The organism is Alcaligenes faecalis (genome assembly GCF_009497775.1).
GTDB lineage: Bacteria > Pseudomonadota > Gammaproteobacteria > Burkholderiales > Burkholderiaceae_B > Alcaligenes > Alcaligenes faecalis_D.
The window spans coordinates 766615-779587 of the sequence record NZ_CP031012.1 but is presented as its reverse complement, the minus strand read 5'-3'; the positions used below and the strand labels follow the sequence as shown (position 1 = coordinate 779587).

At 56.5% G+C, this 12973-nt stretch carries 12 protein-coding genes; 4 read left to right on the top strand and 8 right to left on the bottom strand.

The window, feature by feature from the left end:
* Positions 1–204 precede the first annotated feature (204 nt).
* Entirely contained in the window at positions 205–1104 is a 900-nt protein-coding gene (locus DUD43_RS03605) for a hypothetical protein (protein ID WP_153229186.1), read from the bottom strand.
* 142 nt (positions 1105–1246) lie between these two features.
* Between DUD43_RS03605 and DUD43_RS03600 the strand changes: the two genes are divergently transcribed.
* Positions 1247–2407 (top strand): pyridoxal phosphate-dependent aminotransferase, encoded by a 1161-nt coding sequence (locus tag DUD43_RS03600; protein WP_153229185.1) that lies wholly within the window; start codon positions 1247–1249, stop codon positions 2405–2407.
* Positions 2408–2501: 94 nt separating this feature from the next.
* Here DUD43_RS03600 and DUD43_RS03595 read toward each other — a convergent pair whose 3' ends face one another.
* Positions 2502–3341, bottom strand: a complete 840-nt coding sequence (locus DUD43_RS03595; RefSeq protein ID WP_153229184.1) for a lytic transglycosylase domain-containing protein — start codon at positions 3339–3341, stop codon at positions 2502–2504.
* A gap of 79 nt (positions 3342–3420) precedes the next feature.
* Between DUD43_RS03595 and DUD43_RS03590 the strand changes: the two genes are divergently transcribed.
* Positions 3421–4965 (top strand): UbiD family decarboxylase, encoded by a 1545-nt coding sequence (locus tag DUD43_RS03590; RefSeq protein WP_153229183.1) that lies wholly within the window; start codon positions 3421–3423, stop codon positions 4963–4965.
* Between the two features lie 124 nt (positions 4966–5089).
* Here the strand turns inward: DUD43_RS03590 and gloA are convergent, their stop codons facing one another.
* Complete coding sequence (gene gloA, locus DUD43_RS03585; RefSeq protein ID WP_153229182.1) at positions 5090–5506, bottom strand: lactoylglutathione lyase; 417 nt, start codon at positions 5504–5506, stop codon at positions 5090–5092.
* Between the two features lie 94 nt (positions 5507–5600).
* Positions 5601–6524 (bottom strand): LysR family transcriptional regulator, encoded by a 924-nt coding sequence (locus DUD43_RS03580; protein WP_228125887.1) that lies wholly within the window; start codon positions 6522–6524, stop codon positions 5601–5603.
* A gap of 306 nt (positions 6525–6830) precedes the next feature.
* On the opposite strand from DUD43_RS03580, the gene DUD43_RS03575 reads away from it, so the two are divergent.
* The gene (locus DUD43_RS03575; protein WP_153229180.1) at positions 6831–8210 is read left to right on the top strand and encodes an MFS transporter; all 1380 of its coding nucleotides are present in this window, start codon (positions 6831–6833) and stop codon (positions 8208–8210) included.
* Between the two features lie 246 nt (positions 8211–8456).
* Positions 8457–8891, top strand: a complete 435-nt coding sequence (locus DUD43_RS03570) for a hypothetical protein (RefSeq protein ID WP_153229179.1) — start codon at positions 8457–8459, stop codon at positions 8889–8891.
* A gap of 60 nt (positions 8892–8951) precedes the next feature.
* Here the strand turns inward: DUD43_RS03570 and DUD43_RS03565 are convergent, their stop codons facing one another.
* Genes DUD43_RS03565 through DUD43_RS03550 form a run of 4 tightly spaced genes read right to left on the bottom strand, consistent with a single transcriptional unit; the run spans position 8952 to position 12953 of the window.
* Complete coding sequence (locus DUD43_RS03565) at positions 8952–10262, bottom strand: amidase (protein ID WP_153229178.1); 1311 nt, start codon at positions 10260–10262, stop codon at positions 8952–8954.
* Complete coding sequence (locus DUD43_RS03560; protein ID WP_153229177.1) at positions 10243–11409, bottom strand: DUF1116 domain-containing protein; 1167 nt, start codon at positions 11407–11409, stop codon at positions 10243–10245. Before DUD43_RS03560 ends, DUD43_RS03565 begins: the two co-directional genes overlap by 20 nt.
* 9 nt (positions 11410–11418) lie before the next feature.
* Positions 11419–12084, bottom strand: a complete 666-nt coding sequence (locus DUD43_RS03555) for an NAD-dependent dehydratase (protein ID WP_228125886.1) — start codon at positions 12082–12084, stop codon at positions 11419–11421.
* Positions 12081–12953, bottom strand: coding sequence for an NAD-dependent epimerase/dehydratase family protein (locus DUD43_RS03550; protein ID WP_153229176.1), 873 nt, complete (start codon positions 12951–12953; stop codon positions 12081–12083). Before DUD43_RS03550 ends, DUD43_RS03555 begins: the two co-directional genes overlap by 4 nt.
* Positions 12954–12973 lie beyond the last annotated feature (20 nt).

Here is a 12973-nt window from a genome sequence, read left to right as displayed (position 1 = left end):
CCAAAAATCCATTTAAAACGGACCGGGATCGCCAGAAGACTGCCATTGCCTGTCAGCGAAAATTCAAACAAGCGCGTGGCTTGATACGCTGAATGCTGTTCTTGTCTCCGAAACCCCGGTCGCCTTGCCTGGCCCTCAAGGCCAAGGCAAGGACCATTCTAGCCCTTGAGTTACAACATGGGTCAAGCGCAGGCCAGGACAAATTTATAGCGTCTGGCCTGGATAGGAGAATCGGTCCGCAGGATCAAACAGAGCTTTGATGCGGCTATCCACATCCTGAGCCTGCCAGGACTGCTCCTGATTCGGCCAGGACCAGTCTTGCGGGTCCGAGCCGCTTAAAACGGCATCATCCAGCACCAGCCATTCCACCCAGGCCAGATCACCGCCGTGGCCCAGCATCAGATGCGCCAGATTGATACCCTCGCCTTCAACCGGCTCCAGCGCATCCAGACGATAGCGGCAGGGCCATTGCTCCTGGCGCAAAGCCTGGGTTTCCGATTCGCCCATCAACTGAAACAAGGCAGGAATCAACTGCTGCATGCGCAGGCTATCCAGGGGATTGCGGTTTTCCTGTCCAAAGGGCCCCAAGGCCGCTTGCGTGTTATCCGCCAAAATGACTGAGCAGTGCAACACGCCCGACAAGGCGGTGCGACCGCTAGGCCAGTCATGCTGACGCCGGTCGGCCAGCCAGGCAGCGACGGTCATGCCAGCCGGGGCATTGTCCAGACCTTGAAAACCTTTGGCTTCCATCTCGCCCAGCAAACAGCCGGGCTGAACAAACCAGCGATTGGAATTCGGTTCCAGACGGTCACAACGGGCCATCTGTCGGCCTGGGGCCAGAAGAATCATGGGGCCATCGGTTTCACTGGCCTGCGGCACGCCCTCCAGGCACACCGTCACACCGTACTCGGCGGCCAGCGTCAACACCATATGTACGTCGGCACTGGAAGCGGGTTCCAGACGAGCCTGCTCATGATGCGGTTCAGCGCTAAGTTCGGACCATTCGCCCTGAACTCGGGCTTTCAGGCGCGAACAAAATGTCTGCCAAGCTGTTTGGGGAGGACGACGCCCCATCAAAAATGCACGCCGCGACGAAGAAACCATAGACTTTTCCTGCAACAAACCTAAACTTGAGTCTCACTGGCCCGCCGGTTTGCACCCCTACAGGGCACACGCACATGCCACAGCCACCTGACGCCCTTTTGAGCAAGGTCCTACAATACACTTTTTACCCGAGATTTGCCGTATGTCCCGCCTCGCCAGTCGTACCGAACACGTTCTTCCTTTTCATGCTGTTGAACTCTTCAAACAGGCCAATGCCCTGAAGGCCACTGGCCGCGACATTATCAGCCTAGGCATAGGCGAGCCGGACTTTACCGCCCCTCAAGCCGTGGTCGATGCACTGCATCAGGCCAGCAATCAAGGTTTAAGCCAGTACACCGCCCCTGCCGGTCTGACGGCCTTGCGTGAACGCATCGCCCTGTATTACGAGCAGCAGTTCCAGGCCCGTGTCGATCCCTCGCGTATTGTGGTCACGGCGGGTGCATCAGGTGCCCTGTCTCTGGCTACGCTGGCTCTGATCAATCCCGGTGACGAAGTGCTGATGCCCGATCCGTCCTACCCGGCCAATCAGAACTTCATCATGGCCGCCGGTGGGACAGCCCGCCTGATTCCGGCCTCGGCGGAGGAGCGCTTTCAGCTAAGCGCCCAGCACATTCGCGAACACTGGGGTCCCAAGACCCGTGGCGTTCTGATTGCTTCGCCCAACAATCCCACTGGCGCGACGATTTCCCGCCCTGCCCTGCAAGAACTGATCAAGGAAGTGCGCGCCCGCGATGGCTTCATCATCATGGACGAGATTTATCTGGGTCTGTTTTACGAAGAAGCGCCACTCAGTGCCTTGACCCTGGATCAGGACATTATTGTTATCAATAGCTTTTCCAAGTACTTCCACATGACGGGCTGGCGTCTGGGTTGGTTGATTCTGCCTACCTGGATGACCGAGGTGTGCGAGCGCATGGCCGCCAGTCTGGCGATCTGCGCGCCCTCTTTGGCCCAACATGCTGCCCTGGCCTGCTTCGAGCCTGACACCATGGCGATTTATGAAGAGCGCCGCCTGGCTTTCAAGCAGCGTCGTGATTACCTGCTGCCCGAGCTGGAGCGTCTGGGCCTGCGCGTACCGGTACGCCCGGATGGTGCTTTCTATATTTATACGGATATTCGCGAATACAGCCAGGACAGCGACGCCTTCTCGCAGCAGCTGCTGCATGAGGCGGGTGTGGCTGCTGTGCCGGGCCGGGACTTCGGTACGGCCCACGCGCCTTATACCCTGCGCCTGTCCTACGCGACCGGCATGGATCGCCTGCAAGAAGCGATCAGCCGTCTGGGGCAGTTTCTGGGCCGCTAAGCCCGGCATCTTTTCAGTCTCTCGGGCAATGAAGCCCGACCCCATGACAGCATTTCGGGCCGCAAGGCCCGATTTCTTTTTCTACTCAGACCGCTTAACGCGACTGGACAGGAATGCCTGATGCCAGCGCGATACGGCGACGTTCCGCCAGCACCTTTGCACCGTAGCCTCCATCGCTAGGCCCGGTTGCGCCCACATAACAGGCCAAGCCGCCTTCAATCGAGCCACGGCGACGGATACAGTCCGACAGAATCTGCCCGCCCACGCGAATATTCGCCTCCGGACTCAGCACCGCCAGCGTGCCTTCCATATAGATATCGAACTTCTCTTTATGGACTTTGGTCATCACCTGCATCAGGCCCTGCGCACCCACATGACTTTCCGCATAGGGGTTGTAACGTGACTCAATGGCGATCACCGCCAGAATCAGTTGCGGGTCCAGGTTCTTTTCCCTGCCCACAATAAAAGCGGTGTGAATCAAGGCACCTGCCACCGAATAGGCAATCTTGTACTTGCGCGCCAGATAGCTGCGCAAAGCCTGCTGCTGGGCCGCCGTGACGCCCGCGATGGGCTGCCCGGTGACCGACGCACGCAGGTTCTTCATAAAGCCTTGATACGTGGAAACCGCTTGCTGCTGTTCCGTCTGACTCAAGTCCTCGCCTTCTTCCGACAGGTTGGGCTGGGTTTTATCCGCAGGCCAGACCGCCTGGCTGTACGCATCGTATTTCACCGCCTCGGGGCGCAGGGTTTGCACGAGACCGGTATAAAGCTGGTTAAACTGAGCGCGCATCGATGGCACAACCACACAGGCTGCGATCGTCACCAGTACGGCAATGCCCAGGTACATGGCACACACGTGCACAAACTCGCCGATGCGATACGTCAGGGTGCGGGCCGAGCGACTAAGTACATAGTCCATATCTTGGAAGCCCATGGGATCATCCTTAGTATTGCTAACTGCCCGATGTTAACCTTAACCACCAAACCATATGTAAGCGGAGCCCCGTTCTTCTGTGAAATACCGTGACTTGAGAGACTTTATTGCCCAGCTGGAAGCCAAGGGCGATCTGAAACGGATTACGCAGCCAGTTTCCACCTCGCTGGAAATGACTGAAATCAGTGACCGGGTACTACGTGCCGGTGGGCCGGCGCTTTTGTTTGAAAACGCCCAGCATCAAGGCTCCAAAGCCGCCATGCCTGTCCTGGCCAACTTGTTCGGCACGCCGCAACGCGTCGCCTGGGGTATGGGTGCTCAGGATGTGTCGGCATTACGCGACACTGGCGAGCTGCTGGCCAATCTGAAAGAGCCGCAAGCACCCACCGGGATGCGTGATGCCTTGTCCAAGGTATCCATGCTCAAGTCCGCCCTTTGGGATATGAGCCCCAAGAATGTCCGCTCTCCCGCGTGTCAGGAAGTGGTGCTGGAAGGCAAGGATGTGGATCTGAACCAGATCCCCTTGCAACTGTGCTGGCCCGGCGACGTCGCCCCCTTGCTGACCTGGGGTTTGGTGATTACCAAAGGCCCCCATGCCAAGCGTCAGAACCTGGGCATTTACCGTCAACAGCTGATTGGCCGTAACAAGCTGATCATGCGCTGGCTGTCCCACCGTGGTGGTGCGCTGGATTTCCGCGATCACGCCCTGACCAACCCCGGCAAACCTTTCCCGATTGCTGTGGCTCTGGGCACCGACCCGGCCACGATTCTGGGTGCCGTGACGCCCGTTCCTGACAGCCTGTCCGAATACCAGTTTGCCGGTTTGCTGCGCGGCTCGCGCACCGAAGTGGCCAAAGCCCTGGGTAGCGACTTGTCCGTGCCCGCCTGGGCCGAGATTGTGCTGGAAGGTCATATCCTGCCCAGCAATCACCCGGATGCCCTGGCTCCCGACGTGCCCGAAGGCATGAAGCCGCCCGCCGATAGCAGCTACGAAATGGCACTGGAAGGCCCTTACGGCGACCACACCGGCTACTACAACGAGCAGGACTGGTTCCCGGTCTTTACCGTTGAGCGCATCACCATGCGCCGTAACCCGATTTACCACAGCACCTACACCGGCAAACCACCTGATGAGCCTGCTGTTCTGGGCGTCGCACTGAACGAAGTCTTTGTGCCCCTCCTACGCAAGCAATTGCCTGAAATTGTGGACTTCTACCTGCCACCCGAAGGCTGCAGCTACCGACTGGCCGTCGTGTCGATTCGCAAGCAATACGCAGGCCATGCCAAGCGCGTGATGTTCGGCGTCTGGAGCATCTTGCGCCAGTTCATGTACACCAAATTCATCGTGGTGGTGGACGAGGATGTGAACACGCGCGACTGGAAAGAAGTGATCTGGGCCATGACTACTCGTATGGACCCGGTGCGCGATACCGTGCTGGTCGAGAACACACCTATCGACTATCTGGACTTTGCCTCGCCGGTCTCGGGACTGGGCGGCAAGATGGGCATGGATGCCACCAACAAGTGGCCCGGAGAAACCCAGCGCGAATGGGGCACGCCTATCAAGATGGATGAGTCCACCAAGAAGAAGGTGGACGATATGTGGGGGTCGCTGGGACTGTAAACCAGAACGCGCCTTCATCTGGCGCATTCCAGAACAAACAAAGACCATCACCGCAAGGGTGCATGGTCTTTGTTTTATTCAGCTCATCAAAGCGGGCTATTCAACACGGAACCCAAAACCAATATCAGGACGGCAAGGCCAGCGGCTCCACCAGTTCAATCAGGTACTCATCCGGGTCAAACACAAAGGCAATCGTGCGTTTGCCGTGATTCATCTGCTTGGGAGGCGTCTTGATCCTGACGCCCTGCTCTTCCAGATAACGCACTGCCTGATGCACGTCCTGGACCATCAAGGCCAGATGACCAAAAGCCCCGCCCTTCTCATACGGCTCTTTTTGATCCCAGTTCCAGGTCAGCTCCAGACTGGACTGCGTGCCCTGATCAAAACTGAGAAACACATTGGTGAAGCGGCCGGACTCATAGTCCGTGTGACGCACAACATGCATGCCCAGAATATCGCGGTAAAACGCCAGGGATCGCTCCAGATCCAGGACGCGCAACATGACATGATCAAGGCCAAACTGTATTTCGGAAGTGCTCATAACTAGGGGCGGAGGTTTGAAAATTGCAATGTAGCAAAACCGCCCCTCTTGCATCATGACCGCTCATCAAGGGTCCATGAGAAATACTCAAGCCTTACACACTGGCCGCCATCAGCTCCGACGAGATGGTCTGGATGAATAAAGGCACACAGGGATTGGCATTGCTTTCCTGCCACATGATGTTGATGAAGGACTGCGGATGCTGACCCGACAAGTCCAGATCAATGGCCACCAGATCACGGTGCACATACTTGCGCAAGGACTGCGACAAGACGGCAATGCCGATATTGGCCGCCACCATGCTCATGATGCCGGTAATGGTGCTGGCTTCCTGCACGGAATTGGGATGAAACCCGGCATGTCGGCACAGTGAATAAAAATAGCGCCGCCAGACCTGCCAATGCGTCTTGCTGCCCACCACAAAACGCTCATTGGCCAGCTCCACCAAGGGGATGGATTTTTCCTTTGCCAAAGGGTGATCACTCTGCAAAAGAACGATAGGGTCATCATGACAGACCGGCTTCCACTGCACGCCCAGCTCTTCGGGATCATCAGAGAAAGCAAAGCCAAAGCCCAGGTCCAGGCTGCCCTGCTGCAAGCCCTGAATTTGCTGCTGCGTGGGCATATATAACAAATCGGTTGTGATGTTCGAATACTGCTGCTTGAAGTGCTCCAACGTTCTGGGCAACACGTCCTGCACCGCGTAGTCGTTATAGGCAATGATCAGGTGTCCGATATCGCCAAACTTGGCTTTCTGGGCCAGTTCGATACCGCGCTCCAGATGCACAAAAACCTGCTCGATTTCCTGCAGCAGCAAAAAGCCTGCCGCTGTCAGCCTGACCTGGCGGGTGCTGCGTTCAAACAGATCCACCTGCAAGTCCTCTTCCAGCTTTTTGATGATGCGCGTCAGCCCCGGTTGCGTGATGTGCAGCAGCTCCGCCGCCTTCTTGAAATGCAACTGTTCGGCCACCGTTTTAAAGGCGCGCAGGTGATGCAAATCCAGGCGTGCGGGAATCATGGTTTCGCTCATTTTTTAGATTGATAACATCGCGATCAATAATAGTGCGCAAATAGTGAATGGACAAGCAATTTGCAGAGGATTAGCTTATCTAGCACGCACTGGATGGCGCTTTGCAAGCATGTCAGGACCGGATGCCCAGCCCCACAGAAAGGAGGAACTCATCCTGTTGCAGCCGATGCTCTAACCGAGCTTCCAACCAATACCAAAAAAAGACAGACACGTATAAATAATAAAAAAACCAGCTACCCCCACAGGGTTTGATTTCAAAAAACAGATAGTCCCAATACTTGAGGAGACATAAGTATGCAAAGGGAAAGCACCGTGGCCGAATCGGAACATACCGATACGGGTCACATCAAGAAAGTAATGATGGGTTCAGCGGCCGGTACGATCGTTGAATGGTTCGACTTTGCCTTGTTCGGCTATATGGCCGTGTACATCGCACAAAACTTCTTCCCTACGGAAGACAAGATGGCGGGCTTGCTGGCCACCTTTGCAGTATTTCTGGTGTCCTTTATTGTTCGCCCCCTGGGCGGGATCTACTTTGGCCGACTGGGCGACCGCATTGGCCGCAAAAAGATTCTGGCCCTGACCGTCCTGCTGATGTCCGGCTCGACCGCGGCCATTGGTCTGATTCCAACCTATGACAGCATTGGCATCTGGGCTCCGGTTCTGCTGATCATCATCCGCTGTATTCAGGGGCTGTCGGCCGGTGGCGAATATACAGGCGCCACCATCTACACCGTTGAACACAGCCCCATGAACAAGCGCAACTCCTACGCCTGGGCCATGTCCGGTGCCACCTACTTTGCGTTTGCACTGGCAGCAGGAATCAGCGCCGGTCTGGCCGCGATTGTCGGTACCGAGGCCATGGGCGATTGGGGCTGGCGCACCATCTTCCTGCTGGCCGTTCCCATGGGCATCGTGGCCTTCTTCATTCGGGATCATCTGGCCGAATCGCCCGAGTTCCAGCAGATGCGGGCAGAGAAAAAAGGGCAGCTCAGCTACAGCGCTTCCCAAGTGTTCAAGGCAGAGGGTTCCAATATTGTGAAGCTGGGCGGCTTTATCGTGCTGTACGCCCTGTCCTTCTACATTTTCTCCACCTACATGAACACTTTCCTGCGCACGGTCATTGGCTTGTCCTCCGTCCAGTCCCTGACCGCGAACATGGTTGCCCTGCTGTTCGTCACTGCCCTGACCCCGCTTGCCGGTGTGATCTCGGACCGGGTGGGCCGCCGTCGCATGATGCAATTTGCCGCTGTCTGGCATGCGCTGTTCACCATTCCGGCCTACATGATCGTCAGCAAGGGAGCTTCTTTGGAGGCCGCCATTTTCGGCATGCTGATTATCGGTATTGGTCAGGTGGCAGCCAGTGTGGTGGCCGTCACTCTGCTCTCGGAGATGTTCCCTACCGACATGCGCTATACCGCTTCCAGCATGTGCTACAACATCACCTTCGCGATTTTTGGTGGTACTGCACCGTACCTGGCCATCTGGCTGACGGCGCAGACAGGCAGCTATCTGGCCCCGGCGTTTTATGTCACGGTGGTCGCGGTTCTGTGCTTTTTCTGGGTGACAGTGCTGATGCCCGAAACCGCCAACAAGCCTTTACGCCGCTATCACACCGAACCGACTCACGATGCCAAACCGGCAGTCAGCATGGGCAAGGCACGCGCCAGTTAAGCCTTCTTTATTCCTGCTGGTTTTCCGCTATCAACAGCCCTGTTTTACAGGGCTGTTTTTTTATGGGAAAAGAGCATTGATTTATATTAAAAGCAATTCACATAAAGCTGATTCTGCCCATACCAAAACAGTATTCCCATACCGGCTTCTATAGAATAGCCTTCAGTAGCCCGCGTCAAATATAGACTCATCTGCTGCCATAAACGGACTGAAGAACGCGCCTGCTCTGCCCAAGGGATTTACACCATGACCACCATCAGCCTCACCAACGTAACCGTAAGCAGCGACGCCCACTCGCATGCCCAAGGGTGGCTGACGGTTCAGTTCAGCAATGGCTACAGCATCCAGGCTTACTGCCCCGAAAGCAGTGACAACTGGGCTCAAGGAGCCCGGCAACTATGCAAGCCAGGGCATTACGACGGCCTGGCCCCCACGCCGGTGGACGAGCTGCTGATGCAAGCGGCTGAAGATGGCAGCTATGTCGTCCTGCAGGCCACTTTGCCCAAGGCTACCGTTCCCATGACTTATGCCCGGCCCGCTGACGAGCACGTCTATATGGAGCTGTCCCACAAACAGCAAAGCGTTTTCAGCGCAGATTTTCTGGCCATTGCCGCGATTATTTTCGGGGCGCTGTATGGTTTGAAATGGCTATTTGAAAAGTATCTGCTGCCCAAACTATAAAAATACAGCCCAAAAAAAAGCGCCCTGTAAAAACAGGACGCCTAAAAGAAAAAAAGAAAACTACACGGCTAACACTGAGCTGCTGTTTAAAAAGCGCTGCTGCAACTGACGCGCTTGCAGAAGCAAAACATCATCCTGATGCGGCTTGCCTATCAACTGCAAACCCATGGGCAGTTTCTGGAAATAACCCAACGGCAAGGACACCACGGGCAAGCCCAGTAACTGCCAGGCACGACTCATGAATGGCGCCCCCGTTCCTTCGGTTTTATAAGGCGCAACACCGGCAGCCGCAGGTGCCAGAATGAAATCCGCCCCGCTATCCTCAAACCATTGCAGCAGCATCTGTTTGAGCGTGTCTGCTCTTTGCAAGGCAGCGATGTACTCCTTGTAGGGGAAAGCCAGCCCCGTGCTCATCAAAGACTGCATATGAGCGCTCAAGGTGTCATGCTGCTGTTGCTCGTACACCAGATTCCGGGCCACTTCATAAGCCATGATCTGGGCATGCAAAGCCGTCAACTCAACAACGGCGTCCTGCAAGGGAAAATCCACCAGCGTATGCCCTTGCTCCGACAAGTCCTGCTGGCAGGCCTGCAAGGTCTCCAGCATCTTGTCCTGAACTTCACCCAGTGCCTGCCCGGAGAAAACACCGAACACACAAGCCGCCTGTGCCCCTGGCGTGCTCAGACTCAAGGGTTTGTGCAGCAGGATATTGCGCAGCAAGAGCGTGTCGAGCACATCGTTGCTGAGTATGCCCAGAGAATCCAGCGACTGGGCCAGCGGCTGAATATTGCGCAAGGAGAACTCGTTCTTGCTGCCTACATAGCCAATGCAGCCGCAGTAGGATGCGGGCCGTATGACCGATGCCGCCGTCTGTGTGCCGAAGGCTACCGGCACCATGAAATCAGCCACGGCAGCGGCAGAGCCGCTGGACGAGCCACCGGGTGTGCGCTCGGCATCATGCGGGTTGTTCGTCTTGCCTGCCTGAAAGTAAGCAAACTCGGTCGTAACCGTCTTGCCCATCAAAATGCCGCCTGCCGCTTTCATCGCGGTAACGCAGGAAGCATCCATATCCGGGATCCGATCCTGGTGAATGGCCGAACCCATTGTGGTGGGAATACCGGCCGTATCAATCACGTCCTTGACCGCAAAGGGCAGGCCCATCAAGGGCGAGGCCTTGTAAAAATCGCTGCGGCTTTCGTACTCGGCCAGATAGTCATCCTGATCAATCAGATACTGCCAGGCACCAATCTTGTCATCGCGTATGGCAATGCGCTCGTAGAAGGAAGCCACGATCTCCGGCAGACTGGCTTCGCCCGTATGCAGAGCGTGCAGCAATTGATGCAAAGGCAGCTTAAACCACTGTCGTTTCATGCTGCCACTCCTTGAGAGCTTGCAATAAAGAGGCATCCACCGTCGCCACCCCGCCACCAACACGGCCACGTTCTCCAGCACCATCAATCATGCCCAGCAGCACCAACGGCCCGGTATTGCTGGCAATCACCTGCGCAAAATCGCTAATGCCATTGCGCCCGGCCAGAAAGGGCAAGCGGGTTTTCAGGAACTGGCTTTGACGAGTCAGGTAGTCCGAGGGCAGAAAGGCCTGCAGATTCCTGGCGCTAATCCCGGCCAGATCCAGACACTGGCCACCCAGCCCTACAAAATCCACCACCGCACTATCACCCAAGGCTCCCAGCGCATTTACCTGTTCATTGCCGGGTTCTTTATTGCCAGCAATGACAGGGGCGTCCGTAACCAGCCAGGTTGTGGAGCTGGCCAGTTGCAAACCAAAGCGCAAGCCATTGCCGCCCACTTTGACGATGGCATCCACACCATCAGCAGGCGTCTGGTTTGCCAGAATCAAGGCACTGGCGGCCATCCAGTAATTCAGGGCCCAGGCCATTGCGCCGTACAGAAAGCTCTGACTGGCCTCGTCATTAATGCCCCAGGAGACAATAATGTCAGCCAGTTGCCCGGAGCCATGCATGGTACGTGCATGACCATCATCACCATTGAGCAAGGAAGCCTGAACGATGGGCGCCAGATCTAGCGGCCCCTGAAACTGTGCGGCCAGCCGTGCCCCCAAATCCTGATGCAGCCAACGCAGATGCGGCACCATTTCGTCGGCAAAAATACCCAGCCGGGTGCACCACTGCATGCCTTCATTCAGCACCGAGTATTTCTTGTTGTCGGGCCGATTGCTGTCGCTGACCTCAATCAAATACATGGACGGCGTCACCACTCCGGCCAATGGCACCACCACGCCGTAATCCTGCGCGGGAGCCAGTTGCACGCCCCCAGCATCCAGCAAGGCTTGCGCCTCTTGTTTGCTGGCTGCCCAGCCCTCATACAGAATGCCGATCAGAACCGAGTTTCGTATTGCGGCAGGCAGCTCCTGCGCGTTCCGAAACGGCGGCCCGGCATGCAGGACCAGGCGGCCTTGCGAGGGCAAAATGGATTGCAGGGACCGGACTCCTGTCCAGGCGGGCATCACGGCCTGCGTCTCTACATGCTGAGCCATATCGTCTCCTTACGCCACGCGCACCCAGGTTTCGCTGTTCGCCAGGCTGGCGGACTGCGCACGCGAGCCGTTAAAGTCCCGCTCTATGGTGTTGCCCGGCAAGGCCGTGCCATTGATCAGCACCCTGGCTTGCTGCGCCGGGTGGAACACACACATCATTTCGTGTTTCTGGGTTTGGGTCTGGCTTTGTGGCAGGTCCACACAAATCGCTGGCTGCGTCATGTGATGCCATTGCAGTTCCACCGTCAGACCTGCACTGGCGGAGGTAACAGACTCGCTGACCAGTTCAGGGAAACGGTTTACGGTCTGGAAAACACCGTCATCCAAGACCTGCAACTTATCCAGCGCCACCGCCTTGCGAAACAGACCGAAGTGGCGCACGAAATCCTGCACCAGATACTCGGCCAAGGGCTTGTTGTCCGTGATCAGCAAACGCGCATCACTGTCCTGCCCGTCCTCGTAGGGCTTGTCCAGAACCAGGATGGCCTGACCGCTGCCATACGCCGAGCTGGCAATGCGAAAGTACAGGGACAAGGAGGACCAATCCTGCTCCGGGTCAGTCTTCAAGTAAATAAAAGGGTTGTCGCCTGTCCAATCCAAGGTGCCGGTTTTAATTCCCATCATGCTCAAGTCTCCGTATTCAATGTATTCGTCATGGGTACCTGGGCGTTTCACGCCAGGTCTTTTTCCACTGCGTATTCCTGGCGCAGTTGCTGAAAGTCCGTGCTTGGCTGCCAGCCCAGAATTTCCTTGGCTGCATGGCTGCTGAAAATGGAGGCACGGGGATTGTTCTGATACCAGCGCGGGTTCTTGATTTCAGGCACAGGGCCAATAATCTGCTGATACCAGTCTGTGGTTGCCAGAGGGTGGGAGCTATCGTCTGCACTGATGAAGAACACGCCGTAGCGCAGACCTTGCAGATTCACGGCGGCCTCAAAGGCACGCGCCAGATCCGCAGCCCAGATGTAATAGAACAGCCAGTTACGCTGCGGGCTATCGACAAACTGGATGTACTCGGCAATGGTTTCGGGAAGCACCACGGCCAGCGGACGCAGGCAGATCACTTCCATATCGCTGGCATCGCTAAAGCTTTTTGCCATCTGCTCCATGACAATCTTGCTGACGCTGTAGGCCTGATAAGGCTTGTTTTCATGGGCCTCGTCCACAGGCAGATACTGGGGTTTCCAATCGGCGCGCATCTCCGACAGACCGCAGGCTGAAATGCTGGAGCACAGCACCACTTTCTTGACGCCATTTTCACGACAGGCTTGCAGTACATGCCAGGTGCCGCGCACATTGACGTTGATGTACTGCTCCTCGGCGGCCTTCCAGTCGAAATCAATCGCCGCCAGGTGAATTACGGCATCGGCATCTTTGGTGGCCGCACGCACGGCCCCCAGATCCATCACATCCGTTTGAATAAAGGAAACCTGATGCTGGCTGGGTTTCAGATCCGCCACGACCACATCCATGGTCTGCATCAATTGCTGTACGACGTACGAGCCCACACGGCCCGAGCCGCCTGTAACCACCACTTTCTTCATGGTGTTTCTCCTGTTTATTG

Excerpts from the sequence above, each read along its gene's own strand:
- DUD43_RS03605 (WP_153229186.1), bottom strand. The coding sequence starts at position 1,104 with ATGGTTTCTTCGTCGCGGCGTGCATTTTTGATGGGGCGTCGTCCTCCC.
- DUD43_RS03600 (WP_153229185.1), top strand. The coding sequence starts at position 1,247 with ATGTCCCGCCTCGCCAGTCGTACCGAACACGTTCTTCCTTTTCATGCT.
- DUD43_RS03580 (WP_228125887.1), bottom strand. The coding sequence starts at position 6,524 with ATGATTCCCGCACGCCTGGATTTGCATCACCTGCGCGCCTTTAAAACG.
- DUD43_RS03575 (WP_153229180.1), top strand. The coding sequence starts at position 6,831 with ATGCAAAGGGAAAGCACCGTGGCCGAATCGGAACATACCGATACGGGT.
- DUD43_RS03560 (WP_153229177.1), bottom strand. The coding sequence starts at position 11,409 with ATGGCTCAGCATGTAGAGACGCAGGCCGTGATGCCCGCCTGGACAGGA.
- DUD43_RS03550 (WP_153229176.1), bottom strand. The coding sequence starts at position 12,953 with ATGAAGAAAGTGGTGGTTACAGGCGGCTCGGGCCGTGTGGGCTCGTAC.
- gloA (WP_153229182.1), bottom strand. The coding sequence starts at position 5,506 with ATGAGCACTTCCGAAATACAGTTTGGCCTTGATCATGTCATGTTGCGC.
- DUD43_RS03595 (WP_153229184.1), bottom strand. The coding sequence starts at position 3,341 with ATGGGCTTCCAAGATATGGACTATGTACTTAGTCGCTCGGCCCGCACC.
- DUD43_RS03570 (WP_153229179.1), top strand. The coding sequence starts at position 8,457 with ATGACCACCATCAGCCTCACCAACGTAACCGTAAGCAGCGACGCCCAC.
- DUD43_RS03565 (WP_153229178.1), bottom strand. The coding sequence starts at position 10,262 with ATGAAACGACAGTGGTTTAAGCTGCCTTTGCATCAATTGCTGCACGCT.